The organism is Micromonospora chersina, assembly GCF_900091475.1.
Lineage (GTDB): Bacteria > Actinomycetota > Actinomycetes > Mycobacteriales > Micromonosporaceae > Micromonospora > Micromonospora chersina.
Window position 1 is genome coordinate 362,129 of the sequence record NZ_FMIB01000002.1, and the last position, 17,247, is coordinate 379,375.

Annotated in this window: 14 protein-coding genes; 10 read left to right on the plus strand and 4 right to left on the minus strand. The window is 75.5% G+C overall.

All coding sequences use genetic code 11. From position 1 onward, the window contains the following. Window positions 1-3: 3 nt before the first annotated feature. A complete protein-coding gene (locus GA0070603_RS01560) occupies window positions 4-2,484 on the plus strand; it encodes an ABC transporter permease (RefSeq protein ID WP_091321385.1) in 2,481 nt (826 codons plus the stop codon). Between the two features lie 105 nt (window positions 2,485-2,589). Here the strand turns inward: GA0070603_RS01560 and GA0070603_RS01565 are convergent, their stop codons facing one another. Further along, window positions 2,590-3,993, minus strand: coding sequence for a serine/threonine-protein kinase (locus tag GA0070603_RS01565; protein WP_091321387.1), 1,404 nt, complete (start codon window positions 3,991-3,993; stop codon window positions 2,590-2,592). Window positions 3,994-4,548: 555 nt separating this feature from the next. Between GA0070603_RS01565 and GA0070603_RS01570 the strand changes: the two genes are divergently transcribed. The 8 genes from GA0070603_RS01570 (at window position 4,549) to GA0070603_RS01605 (ending at window position 11,698) form a co-directional block, all read left to right on the plus strand. Beyond that, the gene (locus tag GA0070603_RS01570) at window positions 4,549-5,190 is read left to right on the plus strand and encodes an RNA polymerase sigma factor (RefSeq protein ID WP_091305991.1); all 642 of its coding nucleotides are present in this window, start codon (window positions 4,549-4,551) and stop codon (window positions 5,188-5,190) included. A 16-nt stretch (window positions 5,191-5,206) separates the two neighbouring features. Next, window positions 5,207-6,004: a hypothetical protein gene (locus GA0070603_RS01575; protein WP_208862777.1), complete on the plus strand. Its 798-nt coding sequence runs from the start codon at window positions 5,207-5,209 to the stop codon at window positions 6,002-6,004. Window positions 6,005-6,167: 163 nt separating this feature from the next. Beyond that, window positions 6,168-7,403 (plus strand): ergothioneine biosynthesis glutamate--cysteine ligase EgtA, encoded by a 1,236-nt coding sequence (egtA, locus tag GA0070603_RS01580; protein WP_091305993.1) that lies wholly within the window; start codon window positions 6,168-6,170, stop codon window positions 7,401-7,403. Continuing rightward, window positions 7,400-8,734 carry an ergothioneine biosynthesis protein EgtB gene (gene egtB, locus GA0070603_RS01585; RefSeq protein ID WP_091305995.1) on the plus strand — a complete coding sequence of 445 codons (1,335 nt, stop codon included), beginning with the start codon at window positions 7,400-7,402 and terminating at the stop codon, window positions 8,732-8,734. The genes egtA and egtB overlap by 4 nt, the downstream gene beginning before the upstream one ends. Window positions 8,735-8,750: 16 nt before the next feature. After that, entirely contained in the window at window positions 8,751-9,497 is a 747-nt protein-coding gene (egtC, locus tag GA0070603_RS01590) for an ergothioneine biosynthesis protein EgtC (RefSeq protein WP_091305997.1), read from the plus strand. 39 nt (window positions 9,498-9,536) lie between these two features. Further along, window positions 9,537-10,502 (plus strand): L-histidine N(alpha)-methyltransferase, encoded by a 966-nt coding sequence (gene egtD, locus GA0070603_RS01595; protein WP_091305999.1) that lies wholly within the window; start codon window positions 9,537-9,539, stop codon window positions 10,500-10,502. A 237-nt stretch (window positions 10,503-10,739) separates the two neighbouring features. After that, window positions 10,740-11,327: a TMEM165/GDT1 family protein gene (locus GA0070603_RS01600; protein ID WP_091306001.1), complete on the plus strand. Its 588-nt coding sequence runs from the start codon at window positions 10,740-10,742 to the stop codon at window positions 11,325-11,327. A 167-nt stretch (window positions 11,328-11,494) separates the two neighbouring features. Continuing rightward, entirely contained in the window at window positions 11,495-11,698 is a 204-nt protein-coding gene (locus GA0070603_RS01605; RefSeq protein ID WP_091306003.1) for a hypothetical protein, read from the plus strand. Between the two features lie 33 nt (window positions 11,699-11,731). Here the strand turns inward: GA0070603_RS01605 and nhaA are convergent, their stop codons facing one another. Together nhaA and GA0070603_RS01615 are read right to left on the minus strand one after the other, a co-directional pair. After that, entirely contained in the window at window positions 11,732-13,033 is a 1,302-nt protein-coding gene (nhaA, locus tag GA0070603_RS01610; RefSeq protein ID WP_091306005.1) for a Na+/H+ antiporter NhaA, read from the minus strand. Window positions 13,034-13,187: 154 nt separating this feature from the next. Beyond that, a complete protein-coding gene (locus GA0070603_RS01615) occupies window positions 13,188-15,044 on the minus strand; it encodes a polysaccharide biosynthesis protein (protein WP_091306007.1) in 1,857 nt (618 codons plus the stop codon). A gap of 188 nt (window positions 15,045-15,232) precedes the next feature. On the opposite strand from GA0070603_RS01615, the gene GA0070603_RS01620 reads away from it, so the two are divergent. Next, entirely contained in the window at window positions 15,233-16,684 is a 1,452-nt protein-coding gene (locus tag GA0070603_RS01620) for a tyrosine-protein kinase domain-containing protein (protein ID WP_091306008.1), read from the plus strand. Here the strand turns inward: GA0070603_RS01620 and GA0070603_RS01625 are convergent. Continuing rightward, entirely contained in the window at window positions 16,665-17,240 is a 576-nt protein-coding gene (locus GA0070603_RS01625; protein ID WP_091321389.1) for an arsenate reductase/protein-tyrosine-phosphatase family protein, read from the minus strand. The two genes, GA0070603_RS01620 and GA0070603_RS01625, sit on opposite strands and share 20 nt — an antisense overlap. Between the last annotated feature and the right edge of the window lie 7 nt (window positions 17,241-17,247).

Sequence of the window (17,247 nt, forward strand, 5' to 3'; positions counted from 1 at the left end):
GGGATGCTGCGCCTCACCCTGCGCCAGATCCGCGCCGAGGGGCTGCGCCTGCTGCTGTCCTCGCTGGCGATCGTCCTCGGCGTCGCCTTCGTCGCCGGCACCCTGATGTTCACCGACGGCATGCGCGCCGGGGCGTACGAGCGGGCCGGCGCCTTCGACCGGCACACCGACCTGGCCGCGTACGCCGGCAAGGTGGCGCTGCCGCCCGCCCTGGTCGACCGGGTGCGCGCGGTCGACGGGGTGGCCGCGGCCGAGGGGGAGCTGACCGGCACCGCCGGGGTGGTGGGCGCCGACGGGCGGCCCGTGCTCGGCTACGCCGTGCTCGCCGCGATCCCCACCGACCCGGCCCTCCAGTCCTACGACGTGGTCGCCGGGCGGCTGCCGCAGCGGGCCGGCGAGCTGGTCCTCGACGAGGAGACCGTCGCCGACCAGCGCTTCGCTCTGGGCGGCCCGGTGCGCGTGGGCGGCAACGGCGGGCCGGCGCGGGCGTACACCCTGGTCGGCACGGTCGACGTGGCCGGCAGCTCCCGCGACGTCGGCGGGCCGTTCATCGGCCTGGCCGGCGCGGACGCCCTCGCGGTGAGCGGGGAGCGCGGCTACGGCCGGATCATGGTGGCCGCCCGGCCGGGCGTGGACCGGGCGGCGCTCGCCGACCGGGTCCGTGCGGCGGTCGGGCCGGACGTCGCGGTCCGGGACCGCACGGCGATCCTCGACCAGGCCGTCGCCGACGCGGTCCGTGACCGGCGGCAGTTCGAGCTGTTCCTGGGCACCTTCGCGGCGGTGGCCGTGGTGGTGGCCGGCTTCGTGATCGCCAACACCTTCGCCATCGTGCTCGCCCAGCGGTCCCGGCGGACCGCGCTGCTGCGGCTGGTCGGCGCGACCCGGGGTCAGGTCTACCGGGCCGCCCTCGGCGAGGCGGCGCTGACCGGGCTGCTCGCCTCCGCCGTCGGGGTGCTGGCCGGCGTGGGCCTGGCCGCCGGCCTCGGCGCGCTGCTGTCCACGCTGGACGCGCCGGTCACCGGCACGGTCACGGTCACGGCCCGTACGGTGCTGCTCTCCCTCGGCCTCGGCACGGTGCTGACCGTGGTGGCCGCCGCGGTGCCCTCCTGGCAGGGCACCCGGGTCGCGCCCGTGGCCGCGCTCACCGACGCCGCCGTGCGGCCCGCCCAGCGGGCCGGCCGGGTCCGGCTCGCGGCCGGTGCGCTGGTCCTCGCCGCCGGGGTGGCCGCCCTGGCCGGGGCCGGGGCCACCGGCCAGGTGCCGCTGGTCGCCGCGGGCGGGATCCTGGCCTTCCTGGGCATCGTGCTGTTCGGCCCGGTGCTGGTGCCGGCGCTGGTCCGGGCGCTCGGCCGGCCGGTCCGCCGGCTGCTCGGCGTCCCGGCCGGGCTGGCCGTGGCGAACGCCGTGCGCAACCCGCGCCGGGTGGCCGCCACCGCCACCGCCATGGTCATCGGGATCGGCCTGGTCTCCGCGTTCGTGGTCGGCGCGGGCAGCGCCAAGGCCGGCATCGAGCGCGCCGTGGACGCGCGCATCGGGGTGGACTTCCTGGTCACCGGCATCGGCGGGGACCTGCCGGCGCCGCTGGCCGGTGAGCTGGCCGCCCGGCCGGAACTGGGCGTGGTGCACGAGCAGCGCAGCCGGGTGGTCGACGGCCTGGAGGTGCGGGCCGCCCACCCGACGCTGGTCCGGCGGACGCTGTCCGCGGTGGACGCCGGCGACCCGGCCGCCCTCGGCCCGGGAACGGTGCTCGTGCACCGGGAGTTGGCCGCGGCCCGCGGCTGGTCGGTCGGCAGCACCGTCCCGCTCGCCGGCCGGTCGTTCCGGGTGGCCGCCGTGGTGGCCGACGACAACCCGGCCCTGGCCGGCAGCCCGGTGCCCGCCGGACACGTGGTGGACCTGGTCGACGCGGACTTCGCCGGCCTCTTCCCGGCCGTGCGCGGTCACCTGGCCGAGGTGGACCCCGCCGACGGGGTCTCCGCCGACGCCGCCCGGGCCGCGGTCGAGGAGGTGCTCACCCGCTATCCGACCGTCAACCTGCTCGACCAGGCCGCCTACAAGAAGATGCTCACCGGCACGGTGGACCTGGTCCTCGGCTTCGTCACCGCGCTGCTCGGCCTGGCCGTGGTGATCGCGCTGGTCGGCGTGGCGAACACGCTCACCCTCTCGGTGGTGGAGCGGACCCGCGAGAACGCGGTGCTACGTGCCGTCGGGCTGAGCCGCGGCGGGATGCGGGCGGTACTCGCCGTCGAGGCGGTGCTCACCGCGCTTGTCGGCACCCTGCTCGGCATCGCGCTCGGCACCGGGGTGGCCACCGGCGGGATGGCCGTGCTGGCCCGCATCGGCGGCGACTTCACACTGGTGCTGCCGTGGGGACGGCTCGGCCTGATCGTCGCGGTGGCGGTGGTCGCCGCGCTGGCCGCCTCGGTCCTGCCCGCCCGCCGGGCGCTCTCCCGGCCGATCGTGACCGCTCTCGGCGCGGACTGAGCCCAGGGGCGCCCGGAACCCGGCCGAGCCGGCCCCGCGGCAGCCGCGCGGCCGGGTTCCGGGCGCCGCCGGGTCGGGGTGCGGGTGGGACGGGGTGCCGCCGGGTCAGCGGCCGGACGCGGGCTGGGCCCCGCCGCCGTCCGTGCCGCCCTCGCCGCCGGTCGCGGGGTCGGTGGTGGTGGTCGTGGTCTCGCTCGGTGTGGTGGTGCCCGTCGACGGCGGGGTGGTGCTCGGCGCGGTCGTCGGCGCGCTGGGCGCGGTCGACGGGGTGCTCGACGGGGTCGGCTGGACCGACGTGCTCGGGGAGCCGCTCGGCGTCGCCGAGCCCGAGGTCGAGGGCCGGCCGGTCGGGCCCACCGGCCGGTAGCTTCGGCCGCCACCCTCCGTCGGGGGCGCCTCGGTGACCGCGGCGTCCGCCACCGAGTTGCTCGGGGCAACCGCCGGCACCGTCGAGTCGATCTGGGTGGCCGGCGCCTCGGCGTTCTTCGCCGCGCCCAGCGCGGCTCCCAGCGCGGTCAGCGCCACCAGCACGGCGGCCGCCGCGCCGACAAGCGTGCCGCGCCGACCCGCCCGGCGGGCCGGGGCCACCAGGGCCCCCGGGGTGGCGGCGGTCAGGTCGTCGCGGGTGCGGCTCGACCCGGTCGCGCCGCGCAGCGCCACCGGCACCATCGCCGTGGGCGCCTCCGAGCCGGCCGTGCGAGCCGCCTCGGCCATCGCCGCCGCGGTGGGGAAGCGGTCCGCCGGGTCCTTGGCCAGGGCCCGGGCCACCAGGTCGCGGACCGGCTGCGGGATCTCCACCGGCAGCTCCGGCGGCTCGTCGTCGAGGTGCCGGACCGCCACCTGGAGCGGGTTGTCGCCGGTGAACGGCGGGCTGCCGGTGAGGCAGCAGTAGGCGACCGCGCCGAGCGCGTAGACGTCGGTGGCGCCGGAGACCGGACGACCGGCGGCCTGCTCGGGGGCCATGTAGAGGGCGGTGCCGGGCACCGCGTTCGTGCTGGTGATGCTGGTCACGTTGGTCGACCGGGCCACCCCGAAGTCGACGAGCACCACGGTGCCGTCGTCCTGCACGAGCAGGTTGCTCGGCTTGACGTCACGGTGGACGATGCCCCGGGTGTGCGCCGCGTGCAGGGCCTGGGCCACCTGCGCCACGATGGACATGGTCTCGCCGACCTCGAGCTGCCCGGCCGCCTCGATGCGTCGCGACAGCGGCTCGCCCGCCACGAACTCCATGACCAGGTAGTCGGCCCGGCCGCCGTCGGGCAGCTCGTCCTCGCCGCAGTCGAAGACCTGGACCACGCCCGGGTGGCGCAGCGACGCCATGATCCGCGCCTCGGCACGGAAGCGGGCGATGAAGTCGGGGTCGGAGACCAGTGCGGGCAGCAGGACCTTCACCGCGACCGGACGGCCGAGCACCAGGTCCGTGGCACGCCAGACGTCGCCCATGCCGCCGGTGGCGACACGGTCATCAAGGCGGTACCGACCGCTGAGTACGACGTCTGAGGACAGCACCTCCATACCGTACCCAGAGTGGCGGCGGAGTATTTCCCGCGATCTCTCCCGTCACGGCCGGCGGGCGGCCTGACGACGCTCGACCGAACGGTCAACCGCCGCCACGCCGAATGGCTGACGGTGACGACTCGGGTACGATCGGCCAGGTATGAGCGCTCGACAGTTCGTGTGTCCGGATTCCGGCCTCGCGTACATCCCCTGTTCACCGGCGCGCAGCGCGATCGCGGTGGCGTTCGTTACATCAACCCGCCGTGACCGGTGGTAGAGAATTCTCACTCTTTTTCCGGCCGGTTGCGCCTTGTCGCACCGATCGTCCGCTCCTAGCGTTGGCCGGGCTCCCGGCCGCCCCAGGACGCCGGTACGGTATGTCCGCCGACGGCCGTCCTGCGCGGCGGTGTCGAACGGCGCGCCCGCACCCCCGTGCTGGCGCAGATCAGGTCAGCAGGGGGCTGATGGTGGGGGTGGAGGTCCGGTCGTCCGACCGGGCGGGCGTCGGGCACACCGGCACCGGCGCACGCCGGTCCGGGGAGTCGGCACGTCGGGGACGGCGGAACGATGACCGGTGAGCTGAACGAGGCGGTCGTCGCCGCGCAGGCGGGCGACGAGGCGGCGTTCCGCTTCCTCTACCGCAGCCTCCAGCCCGGCCTGCTCCGCTACCTCACCGCCCTGGTCGGCGCCGACGCCGAGGACGTGGCCTCGGAGGCGTGGCTCCAGATCTCCCGCGACCTGCCCAGCTTCACCGGCGGCGAGTTCCGCGCCTGGACGGTCACCATCGCCCGCAACCGGGCCATGGACCACCTGCGCCGGCAGCGCCGGCGGCCGGCCCTGCCGGTGCCCGTTCAGGCGCTCAGCGAACTGGCCGGCGACGCCGACACCGCCGAGCGGGCCGGCGAGACGATCGGCACCGAGAGCGCCCTGGCGCTGATCGCCAGCCTGCCGCCCCGCGAGGCGGAGGCGGTGCTGCTGCGCGCCGTGATCGGGCTCGACGCGGAGACCGCCGGGCGGGTGCTCGGCCGGCGGGCCGGCGCCGTGCGCACCGCCGCGCACCGGGGGCTGCGCCGGCTGGCCGGCATGCTGGAGCGTGCCGACGCCGACGAGTCGTCGGACCGGGCCGGGGGAGCGACGCCGCCCCGCCCCCGTACCGGCCGGGGACGGCAGGCGCCGCACGCGCCCAAGGCCGAGCCGGCGGACGGTTGACGTGGAGGGAAACGGGATGAGCTTTCGCCGGTCCGACCGGCCCGCCGACCGGGCGGAGTCGGAGCGCCTCCTCGACGCGGCCCGCTCCGGCGCACCCGCGGAGCCGGGCGGCGACCCGCTGGCGCACCTGCTCGCCGCGGCGGCCGCCCCGGCCGACCCGGGCGAGCTGGCCGGCGAGGAGCAGGCCCTCGCCGCCTTCCGCGCCGCCCGGGCGGCGCCGGCCCCGGTCCCGGTCCGGGCCGTGGCGCCACGGCCGCGCCACCGCTTCCGGCTCGGCGCGGCCCTGGCCGGGCTCGCCGCCACCGCCACCGCCGGGGTCGCGTTCGCCGCGGTGAGCCTCGACCGGGGCACCGAACCGACACCCACGCCCGCGCCGGGCACCTCGGGCAGCGCCGGTGCCGGCAGCACCGGCCCGGGCACACCGACGGACTCCGGACCCGGGAGCGCCGGCCCGAGCGGTGGCGTCCCGTCCACCGCGCCGACGCCCGGCGCCTCCGGTGGGCCGGGCCGGCCGCCGAGCGCCGGACAGTTGACCGGGCTGTGCCGCGGCTACCTGGCGAAGTCGGACGGGCAGCGGGCCCGGGCGCTGGAGACCCCGGCGTACGCCGACCTGGTCGCCGCCGCCGGGGGCGCCGACCGGGTCGAGGGCTACTGCCTCGCCCTGGTGCCGGAGAAGTCACCGGAGCCCGCGCCGAAGCCGTCGGCCGACGCCGGCAGGGCGACGCCGTCGGCCGACTCCCGCAGGGCGACGCCGTCCACGCCGGCCGCCCCGACCCCGCGGACCGGAAAGCCGACAGGCGCCCCCGGCCGCTGAGCCGGCTCGGCCCGCAACCGGATTCCGGACAAAAATTCATCTCCTCGGGCGCGCGAACTCCGTCTGCTAGACAGAAGATGGTGGGACCCGCGGGACGCCCGGCCGGCACGGCAGGCCTCCCGGCCGACAGCGTGGTCGCCCGCCAGGGGAGAGGAGCCGTCTCGTGGTGATGTCGCCGGAGCTGGACCGGACCACCGTCCTGGGGGACGAGGCGGCGGCCCGCGGGCACCTGGCCAGGATCTGCTTCAAGACCGGGCCACCCACCCTGACCGGCGTCGAGCTGGAATGGACGGTGCACGACGCCGCGGACCCGACCCGCCCGGTCGACCGCGAGCGACTGCGCCGGGCGCTGGGACGGCACAGCCCCGTCACCATCGACCCCACCAGCCCGGCCGCCGGGCTCCGGCGCGGTGGCACCGTGACCGTGGAGCCGGGCGGGCAGGTGGAGATCTCCTCCGCGCCGCGACCCTCGGTCGCCGCGCTCATCCTGGCCACCGAGGCCGACACCGCCGAGCTGCGGGCCCTCCTGGACGCCGCCGGCCTCGTCCTGGGCCGCACCGGAATGGATCCCTGGCGCCCCCCGCGCCCCGTCGTGGAGACCCCGCGCTACCGGGCCATGCGCTGCGTCTTCGACCGGCACGGGCCCGCCGGACGAGCGATGATGTACAGCACCGCCGGGCTCCAGGTCTGCCTGGACGCGGGCGAGCCGGACCGGGTGGCCGAGCGGTGGGCCGCCGTCCACGCCGTCGGGCCGCCGCTGCTGGCCGCCTTCGCCACCGCCGACCGGCACGCCGGCCGGCGCACCGGCTGGGCCTCCACCCGGATGGCCGCCTGGCTGGCCATCGACCCGGCGCGCACCCGACCGGTCTGGTCACCGGCCCGCGCCCACCTCGACCCGGTGGCCGCCTGGACCGAGTACGCGCTCGCCGCGCCGCTGCTCTGCCTCCGCGGCGACGGTCCGGACTGGACCCCGCCACCGGGCGTCACGTTCGCCGACTGGCTGGCCGGGGCGCTGCCGCACCCGCCGAGCACCGACGACCTGGAATACCACCTCAGCACGCTCTTCCCGCCGGTGCGCCCGCGCGGCTACCTGGAGGTCCGCTACCTGGACGCCCAGCCCGGTCGGGAGTGGACGGTGCCGCTGGCGGTGCTCGCCGCGCTCCTCGCCGACCCCGCCACCACCCGGGACGCGCTGGCCGTGGCCACCCCGGTAGCCGACCGCTGGTCCGTGGCGGCCCGGCGGGGGCTGACGGAGCGACCGCTGGCCGCCGCCGCGGCGGCCCTGTTCGACCTGGCCCTGGCGGCCCTGCCCCGGCTGGACCTGCCGGCCGGGATCCACGACGAGACGAGCCGAGCGATCCGGCGGCGCCGCGCCGCCGCGGAGAGGGGACACCGGTGACCACGACCGACCGGCCGGCCACGGAGGGCGAGCAGTTGCGCAGCCGGATCGCGGCCGAGTTGGAGCGCACCCGCGCCCGGACCGCGCTGCTGACCGACGCGGTGGACGACGACGACCTGGTGCGGCAGCACTCCACGCTGATGTCCCCGCTGGTCTGGGACCTGGCGCACGTGGGCAACCAGGAGGAGCTGTGGCTGGTCCGCGACGTCGGCGGGCGCGAGCCGGTGCGCCGCGACATCGACGACCTGTACGACGCCTTCAAGCAGCCCCGCAAGGACCGCCCGGCGCTGCCGCTGCTGCCCCCCGCGGAGGCACGGGCGTACGTGCGCACCGTCCGGGACAAGGTGTACGACCTGCTGGACGGGATCCGGTTCACCGAGCGGAGGCTGGTCGAGGACGGCTTCGCGTTCGGCATGATCGTCCAGCACGAGCAGCAGCACGACGAGACCATGCTCGCCACCCACCAGCTGCGCGCCGGTGGCCCCGTGCTGGACGCCGCGCCGCCGCCCGAGCCGCGGGTCCGGGTCGGCGGCGAGGTGCTGGTGCCGGCCGGGCCGTTCACCATGGGCACCTCCACCGACCCGTGGGCGCTGGACAACGAGCGCCCCGCGCACACCGTCGACCTGCCGGCGTACGCCATCGACGCCGCGCCGGTCACCAACGGGCAGTACCGCGCCTTCATCGCCGACGGCGGCTACGACGAGCCCCGCTGGTGGAGCGAGGCCGGCTGGCGGCACCGGGTCGAGGCCGGGCTGAGCGCCCCGATGCACTGGCGGCGGGACGGCGACGGCTGGGCGTACCGCCGGTTCGGCCGCTGGTCGCCGGTGCGCGACGACGAGCCGGTGGTGCACGTCTGCTTCCACGAGGCGGCGGCGTACGCGGCCTGGGCCGGCAAGCGGCTGCCCACCGAGGCGGAGTGGGAGAAGGCGGCCCGCTGGGACCCGGCGACCGGCCGGTCCCGCCGCTACCCGTGGGGCGACGAGGACCCGACCGGCGCGCACGCGAACCTGGGGCAGCGGCACCTGTGGCCGGCGCCGGTGGGCGCGTACCCGGACGGCGCCTCCCCGCTCGGCGTGCACCAGCTCATCGGCGACGTCTGGGAGTGGACCTCGACGCCCTTCCGGGGCCACCCGGGCTTCGTGGCGTTCCCCTACCCGGAATACTCGGAGGTCTTCTTCGGCGACGACCACCGGGTGCTGCGCGGCGGCTCGTTCGGCACCGACCGGTCGGCCTGCCGGGGCACCTTCCGCAACTGGGACTACCCGATCCGGCGGCAGATCTTCAGCGGTTTCCGCTGCGCCCGCGACGCCCGGCCCGAGGAGGCGGCGTGACGGGTGGTGCGGCCTGATGTGCCGACACCTGGCGTACCTCGGTCCGCCGGTCAGCCTCAGCAGCCTGCTCTTCGACCCGCCGTACGGGCTGCTGCGGCAGTCCTGGGCGCCGCGGGACATGCGCGGCGGCGGCACCATCAACGCCGACGGCTTCGGGGTCGGCTGGTACCCGGGCGACGGCGACCCGGTCCGCTACCGGCGGGCCCAGCCGATGTGGAGCGACACGACCCTGCCGGACCTGGCCGCCGTGACGGTCACCGGCGCGGTGCTGGCCGCCGTCCGGTCCGCCACGGTCGGCATGCCGCTGCACGAGACGGCGGCGGCGCCGTTCGCCGAGGGGCGCTGGCTGTTCAGCCACAACGGGGTGGTCCGGGGCTGGCCGGACAGCCTGGTGCCCCTCGCCGCCGGGCTGCCCGTCCGTGACCTGCTGACCCTGGAGGTGCCGACCGACTCGGCGCTGCTGTGGGCGCTGGTCCGGCATCGGCTGCGGGCCGGCGCGGCGCCCGGCGACGCCCTCGCCGAGACCGTCGCGGCGGTCTCCGCCGCCGCCCCGGGATCGCGGCTGAACCTGCTGCTCACCGACGGCGCCACCGTGGCGGCCAGCGTGGCCGGGCACGCGCTGTCGATACGCCGTACCCCGGACTCGGTGCTGCTGGCCTCCGAGCCCTTCGACGACGACCCCGGCTGGCGGGCGGTGCCGGACGGCCGGCTCGTCGTGGCCACCGCCGGAGGGCTGGACAGCCGGGAGCTGACGGTCGCCTGAACCCGTTTCCCACACCGGTAGGAACAGGAAGGACTGCTGATGAGCGCGGAGCCGCTGGAGATCCACCTGGAGGAGCAGGACCTCGGCCGCAGTCTGCGGGAGGACGTGCGGGCCGGGCTGACGGCGACGCCGAAGTGGCTGCCACCGAAATGGTTCTACGACGCCCGGGGCAGCGCGCTCTTCGAGGAGATCACCCGGCTGCCGGAGTACTACCCGACCCGGGCCGAGCGGGCGGTGCTGGCCGCGCACGCCGACGACATCGCCGCGGTGACCGGCGCGAAGACGCTGATCGAGCTGGGCTCCGGCTCGTCGGAGAAGACCCGGCTGCTGCTGGACGCGTTCACCCGACACGGCGACCTGGGCACCTTCGTCCCGCTGGACGTCTCGGTCAGCGCGCTGCGCCAGTCCACCGCGCAGATCGCCGCCGCGTACCCGGGGCTGCGGGTGCGGGGCATCGTGGGCGACTTCACCCGGCACCTGGACCGGCTGCCCACCGGCGGCCGGCGGCTGGTGCTGTTCCTCGGCGGGACCATCGGCAACCTGCTGCCGGCGGAACGGGCGGAGTTCCTCACCGCGATGCGTGCGGCGCTGGAGTGCGGCGACTGGCTGCTGATCGGCACCGACCTGGTGAAGGACCCGTCGGTGATCGTCCCCGCCTACGACGACGCGGCCGGGGTGACCGCCGAGTTCAACCGGAACGTGCTCCGGGTGATCAACCGGGAGCTGGGGGCGGACTTCGACCCGGCGGCGTTCCGGCACGTGGCGGTCTGGGATCCGCAGCGCGAGTGGATCGAGATGCGGCTGCGCGCCGAGCATCCGGCCCGGGTCCACGTGCTGGACCTGGAGGTGGGGTTCGCCGCCGGCGAGGAACTGCGGACCGAGGTCTCGGCCAAGTTCCGCCCGGAGGGGATCGCCCGGGAACTGGCCGCGGCCGGGTTCGTCCGGCAGGAGTTCTGGACCGATCCGGACGGGCTGTTCGGGGTCAGCCTGGCCCGGGCCGACTGACCCGCCGGGCCGCCGCGGGTGAGCCTGTTCACCCGCGGCGGCCCGCCCCGCGATGATCGGCTAGGCTGGGCGGCGCGAAGGGGAGTAGCCCCCAATGTCGTGGTCGACATACTGGTGCGTTCCGCATCCGGCCACGCGGCCCCGGTCCCCGGGGCGGGCGAGACCTTCGACTCAGGCTGTCGCAGCCGGGTCGAGGGCGCCTCCGTACCTCCTCCCGGCTTGATCGGGAAGGTTCACATGGACGGTTTCCTCGTCGCGCTGGTGATCAGCTTCGGCGTCATCTTCGTCGCCGAGCTGGGCGACAAGTCCCAGCTCATGGCGCTGACATTCGCCACCCGGTTCAAGCCGGTGCCGGTGCTCATCGGCATCACGGTCGCCACCGCTATCGTGCACCTGGCCTCGGTCGCCATCGGGTACGGCCTCCACGCCGCGCTGCCCACCAGCTGGATCTCGCTCATCGCCGGTCTCGCGTTCCTCGGCTTCGGCGCCTGGACGCTGCGCGGCGACAAGCTGACCGAGGAGGAGAAGCGCAAGGCGGAGAAGAGCAGCCGCAACGCGATCATCACCGTCGGTGTGGCGTTCTTCCTGGCCGAGCTGGGCGACAAGACCATGCTGGCCACCATCACCCTGGCCACCAAGTACGGCTGGTTCGGCACCTGGCTGGGCTCGACCCTCGGCATGGTGGCCGCCGATGCCCTGGCGATCCTGGTGGGCCGCCTCCTCGGCCGGCACCTGCCGGAGAAGGCCATCCGGTACGGCGCGGCCGTGCTCTTCGCCATCTCCGGCCTCTGGCTGGTCCTCGAGGCGGTCGCCGAGCTCGCCTGACTCCGTCTCCGCCGTCGCGGCCGGTGACCCGGTCGCGGCGGCGGAATCCCGGTTCCGATGATCGTGGACGGCGTCCCTGGGTATGAACATCTGGGCCGCGCCGGGCGGAGTGACCGTCGCCGGGCGGGTGCCACTGGAGCAGATGGGACGACCGGGAGGTTCCGCGCATGAGTCGACACGACGAGCCCAACGAGTTCGGTTTCGCCGGGGAGGGCACCGCTCCGGAGCCCCCGCCCGGCGCACGCTCGGACGAGCAGGACCGGGCCGAGGAGGTCGCGGTGCCGGGCGACGACCTCCTCGACCCGTACGCCGACGCGGTGGAGGAGGAGACCGACGGGACGGAGGAGGAGAAGGCCCACCGCCGACGGTGACCCCCGGCGCGGCGTGCCGGGCGCGTTGCCGCGCTACGCGCTCTCGTCCTGGTAGACGTCCGGCACGCCGTCGCCGTCGGAGTCCCGGCTCTCCCGCTCGCTGATCCGCCGGTAGACCCGGTTGCGCCGGATCAGGACCGTCGCGGCCAGCGCGGCCGAGAGCAGCGAGCCGAGCAGCACGGCGACCTTCACCCGCTCGTCCTCGGGGCTGCCCGGCCCGAACGCCAGCTCGCCGATGAGCAGCGAGACGGTGAAACCGATGCCGGCCAGCAGGGCCAGCCCGGCCAGGTCGGCCCAGGTGATCTCCTCGTCGAGTTCCGCCCGGGTGAACCGGGCCAGCAGGAACGTCGAGCCGAACACCCCGACCGCCTTGCCGAGCACCAGCCCGGCGGCCACCCCGAGCACCACCGGGTCGGTGAGCACCCCGGCCAGGTCGACGTCGACAAGGGTGACCCCGGCGGCGAAGAACGCGAAGACCGGCACCGCGAAGCCCGCCGAGACGGGCCGCCACCGGTGCTCCAACCGCTCGGCGAGCCCCGGCCCGCGACCCCGGGTGGCCAGCACGGGCACGGTGAAGCCGAGCAGTACCCCGGCCACCGTGGCGTGCACCCCGGAGGCGTGCACGAGCGCCCAGGCGGTCACCGCGAGCGGGATCAGCGCCCACCACCAGGTCCGGCGGCGCTGCACCAGCAGGGCGAAGGCGGCGATCGGCAGCAGCGCCCCGAGCAGCGGCACCGGGTGGAAGTCGGCGGTGTAGAAGACCGCGATGATGATGATCGCGAAGAGGTCGTCGACCACCGCGAGGGTGAGCAGGAAGGCCCGCAGGCCCTGCGGCAGGTGCGAGCTGACCACGGCGAGCACGGCGAGCGCGAAGGCGATGTCGGTGGCGGTGGGGATCGCCCAGCCGCGCAGTCCCGCCCCACCGGCGCCGAGGGTCACCGCGAGGTAGACCAGCGCCGGCACGATCATGCCGCCCATCGCGGCCACCACCGGTAGCGCCGCCCGCCGGGGGTCGCGCAGGTCACCGGCCACGAACTCCCGCTTGAGCTCCAGGCCGACCACGAAGAAGAAGATCGCCAGCAGGCCGTCGGCGGCCCAGGTGGCCAGGCTCAGGTCCAGGTGCAGTGCCGCGCCGCCGGGCCAGGGCACCCAGTCGCCCAGGTCCGCGTACGCCGAGCGCCAGGGAGAGTTGGCCCAGATCAGGGCGATGACCGCGCCGAGCAGCAACAGCCCGCCGCCGACCGTCTCGGTGCGCAGCACGTCGGCCAGGAACCGGGCCTCCGGCCACGACCGTCGGGAGAGCAGGCGAGGAAACTGTCGGGTGGGGTTGGTCATGCGGTGTCCGTTCCGGGAGCAGGGGTCGGCGAAAAACGCCGACCAGTCTTCCCGGCACACCGCTTCCGACCCTATCGGGCCGGACGGCCCGCGGCGACCGGACCGGGTGGGACGCTCCTCTCACCACGTGGACGGAGCGTCCCACCCCACGGGTTCAGCGCTGCCCGGGCAGCACCGGCAGTGACGCGTCGGCCGTCTCGCAGAGCGCGGCCAGCCGCTTGATCAGCTCGTCCGGGTCGGCGTACGGGTCCAGGCCGCGCACCTCGTCGGGGTCGAGCGCGGGCACCCGGACGTGGGAGATCAGCGGGTGCAACGGGCGGCTGTCCGCCTCGTCGGCGCCGAACAGGTGCTCGTGCAGCTTCTCGCCCGGGCGCAGCCCGGTGTAGACGATGTCGACCGGGCGGTCCGCCTCGGCGGCCAGCCGGCGCGCCACGTCCGCGATCCGGACCGGCTCGCCCATGTCGAGCACCAGCGCCTCGCCGCCGCGGCCGACGACGGCCGCCTGGAGGACGAGGTGCACCGCCTCCTGCACGGTCATGAAGTAGCGGGTGACGTCCGGGTGCGTGACGGTGATCGGCACCCCGGCCCGGATCTGCGCCTGGAACGCGGTCAGCACCGACCCCCGGCTGCTCAGCACGTTGCCGAACCGCACGCTCAGGTAGGTCCCGCCCAGCCGCTCCGCGTGGTACGCGGTGAGCCGCTCGGTGATCCGCTTCGAGTAGCCGAGCACGCTTGTCGGGTTGGCCGCCTTGTCGGTGGAGATGTTGACGAACTCGGCGACGTCGCGGCACGCCTCCAGCACGTTGAGGGTGCCCCAGATGTTGGTCTTGATGGCCTCGCCGGGGTGCCGCTGGAGCATGGTGAGGTGCTTGAGTGCGGCGGCGTGGAAGACCACGTCGGGCTGCCGGTCGGCGATCACCCGCGCGATGCCCTCGGCGTCCCGGATGTCGGCCAGGATCAGCTCCGGGCCGTCCAGCAGGGCCCGGCCGTGCAGCGACATCTGCAGGGCGTGCAGCGCGGACTCGTCGCGGTCCAGCATCATCAGCTCGCCCGGCTCGCAGCGGGCGATCTGCCGGCACAGCTCGGAGCCGATCGAGCCGCCCGCGCCGGTGACCAGGACGCGGCGGCCGGCCAGCCCGCCGCGTTCGACGGCCAGCTCGGCGACCCGCTGCGCCCGGCCGAGCAGGTCGTTGAGCTGGAGGTCCCGCACGTCGGTCACGGCGACCGGGCGGTCGAGCAGCTCGCGGACGGGTGGCAGCACCTTGAACGCGGCGCCGGCCTCGAGGGTCCGGGAGCGCACGTCGCGCAGGAGCCTCGGCTCGGAGCCGCTCATCGAGAAGATGACAGTGCGCGCTCCGGTGCCGCGCACCGCCGCCCCGATCCGCTCCCGGCCGCCGAGCACCCGCAGCCCCTCCAGGCGCAGCCCGCGGCTCTCCGGGTCGTCGTCGAGGAGGCCGACCGGGCGGTAGCGGCTCTGCGGGTCGCGCAGCAGCGTCCGGACCAGCCGCTCGCTGGCGGCGTCCACCCCGTAGACCAGGCACCGCTCGGCGTCGGGCACCGGGCGGTGGTGCCGGTCCTGGCGGGCCCGCCAGACGCCCCGGGCCGCCGCCATCAGCACGAGCGCGACCGCGCCGCCGAGCAGCGGGGTGCTGGCCGGCACCGGCCGGTCCGCCCACGGCAGCACGACGGCGAGCGTGGCGAGGGTGGCGGTCGCCGCCGTGCCGGCCAGCCCGCGGGCCTCCCCGGCGCTGCCGATCGGGTGCCGGCCGTGCGTCCGCAGTCGGACCAGGGTGAGCACCGCATACACCGCGGCGCAGCCGAGCGCAACGGCGAGCACCCGGGCGCCGGCGCCGGCGGTCAGCGCGAATTCGTACCGGGTCCACGCCGCGCCGAGAAATCCGCCGCACCACGCGGCCGTGTCCAGCGTTAACAGGGAGAGGGTGGCCACCCGGTGGGTGACCCGCCCCCGTGGTCGTACGGCGTCCTCGGCGGCGGTGGCTTCACGATCCATGGATTGCCCTCTGCGTCCGATCCGTGAATGGGAGGATTTAGACCGTCTGTGCGGCTCTGATCGTTTACATTCGTCGAGTCACTTCTCGTCATGTATAGGCGTTTTCAATCCTGGCACGTGTACTGGGGTTTTTAGGGGGCTTTCGTGCAGTTTCATCGGCAGACCGGCGTGTCGCGAGGGGGAGCGTGATGGACGTGCTCGGCTACCTGCGCCTGGTCCGACGCCACTGGTGGATCGTGCTGGTCACGGTCATGATCGCCCTGGGTGCCGCCGCTCTGGTAACGGTCCGTACAGCGCCTCGTTACGAGGCGTCGGTGACCTTCTTCGTCACCACCCCGAGCCAGGGCGTCACCGACGCCTACCAGGGCAGCCTCTTCCTCCAGCAGCGGGTGAAGTCCTACGGTGACCTGCTCACCAGCGACCGGCTGGCGCAGAGCGTGGTCGCCGAGGCGCCGCTCGGGCTCACCGCCGACCAGGTGCAGCGCCGGATCACCACCTCCACCGAGGCCGGCACCGTGCTGCTGAAGGCGACCGTCACCGACACCGACCAGACCCGGGCGCTCAAGACCACCGAGACGCTCTCGGCCAAGTTCGTCGAGTTGGTGCAGAAGGTGGAGACCCCGCCGGACGGCAAGGCGCCGCCGATCAAGCTCGAAGTGGTGAGCGGTCCCCGGGTGACCTCCAGCCCGGTCTCGCCGCAGCCGGTGCGGAACCTGGTCATCGGCGGCCTGCTCGGGCTGCTGCTCGGGGCGGGGCTGGCCGTGCTGCGCGGGCTGGCCGACGTCCGGATGCGGGACGCCGCCGCGCTTCAGCGGGTGACCGGCAGCCCGCTGCTCGGCGAGATCCCGTTCGAGTCCGGCGCCAAGGCGGCCCCGCTGATCGTCGGCGAGGCGGCCAACTCCCCGCGCGCCGAGGCGGTCCGCAAGCTCCGGACCAACCTGCGCTTCGTCGACGTGCACGAACCCGCCCGCGTCATCGCGGTCACCAGCGCCCTCCAGGGCGAGGGGAAGACCACCATGGCCTGCAACACGGCCATCGCGCTGGCCGAGGCCGGCTGGCGGGTGCTGCTCATCGACGCCGACCTGCGGCGGCCGAAGGTCGGCGACTACCTCGGCCTGGACGGCGGGGTGGGGCTCACCGACGTGCTGGTCGGCGACGTCCAGGTCGGCGACGTGGTGCAGCGCTGGGGTGACAAGTCGCTGCTGGTGCTGCCCAGCGGCGCCACGCCGCCCAACCCCAGCGAGCTGCTCGGGTCCAAGGCGATGGCGGACCTGCTGGTGGCGCTGCGCGAGTCGGCGGACATCGTGATCATCGACACCGCGCCGCTGCTCGCGGTCACCGACGGCGTCGTGGTGGCCGTGCAGGCCGACGGCGCGCTGCTGGTCACCCAGCAGGGACGGACCTCCCGCAGCCAGGTGGCGGCCGCCGCCCACGCGCTGCACTCCGTCTCCGTGCGCCTGCTCGGCTGCGTGCTGAACATGGCCAAGGTGGCCAAGGCGGACGCCTACCAGTACGAGGCGTACAAGGTGGTCGTGCCTGCCGCCCCGTCCGTGCCCACCGACCGGGCCGGGGTGGCCCGGCGGGGGGAGCCGGCCGCCGTGGGCGACCACACCCAGGAACTCACCCGGCTGTCCCGATGAGCGCGAGCACCGGTCGGATCGACCGCTCGATCTCCTCGGCGCAGCGCCGGAAGTCGGCGGGGGAGCCGCCGATCGGGTCGCGCAGGTCGTCCGCGTCGGGGGTGGCGGGTTGCAGCCGCCCCCGGGCGCGGGCGGCCACCGCCACCGCCGCGCGCAGCGGGGAGTCCGCGCGCGGGGCGGCCGGCTCGGTCGCCTCGGGGGCCTCCGCCGCGGCGGCGGCCAGCCGGGCGAACTGGCGGAGCGTGAAGGTCCGGGGCAGCGCGGCCGGTGCCAGCGCGGTGCAGACCGAACGCTGCCGCCGGGTCGCGGTCAGGACGAGGCCGGCCCGGGTCAGGTGCTCGGGGCGCAGCCGGCGGGTGCGGAACGCCGCCGGGTCCGCCCCGGTCCCGGCGGCCACCTCGATGGCGTACGGGTGCATGGGTGCCCCGTCCAGGGCGTCGGTGCCCGCGCTCGCCACCGCGACCGGCAGGTCGCGCAGCAGCCGGCGGGCGATGAACTCCGCCATCGGTGACCGGCACATGTTGGCGTGGCAGACGAAGAGCACCCCGTCGACCATCTGCACC

Excerpts from the sequence above, each read along its gene's own strand:
- GA0070603_RS01620 (WP_091306008.1), top strand. The coding sequence starts at position 15,233 with ATGGACGTGCTCGGCTACCTGCGCCTGGTCCGACGCCACTGGTGGATC.
- GA0070603_RS01605 (WP_091306003.1), top strand. The coding sequence starts at position 11,495 with ATGAGTCGACACGACGAGCCCAACGAGTTCGGTTTCGCCGGGGAGGGC.
- GA0070603_RS01570 (WP_091305991.1), top strand. The coding sequence starts at position 4,549 with ATGACCGGTGAGCTGAACGAGGCGGTCGTCGCCGCGCAGGCGGGCGAC.
- nhaA (WP_091306005.1), bottom strand. The coding sequence starts at position 13,033 with ATGACCAACCCCACCCGACAGTTTCCTCGCCTGCTCTCCCGACGGTCG.
- GA0070603_RS01615 (WP_091306007.1), bottom strand. The coding sequence starts at position 15,044 with ATGGATCGTGAAGCCACCGCCGCCGAGGACGCCGTACGACCACGGGGG.
- GA0070603_RS01560 (WP_091321385.1), top strand. The coding sequence starts at position 4 with ATGCTGCGCCTCACCCTGCGCCAGATCCGCGCCGAGGGGCTGCGCCTG.
- GA0070603_RS01625 (WP_091321389.1), bottom strand. The coding sequence starts at position 17,240 with ATGGTCGACGGGGTGCTCTTCGTCTGCCACGCCAACATGTGCCGGTCA.
- egtC (WP_091305997.1), top strand. The coding sequence starts at position 8,751 with ATGTGCCGACACCTGGCGTACCTCGGTCCGCCGGTCAGCCTCAGCAGC.
- egtD (WP_091305999.1), top strand. The coding sequence starts at position 9,537 with ATGAGCGCGGAGCCGCTGGAGATCCACCTGGAGGAGCAGGACCTCGGC.
- GA0070603_RS01575 (WP_208862777.1), top strand. The coding sequence starts at position 5,207 with ATGAGCTTTCGCCGGTCCGACCGGCCCGCCGACCGGGCGGAGTCGGAG.
- GA0070603_RS01600 (WP_091306001.1), top strand. The coding sequence starts at position 10,740 with ATGGACGGTTTCCTCGTCGCGCTGGTGATCAGCTTCGGCGTCATCTTC.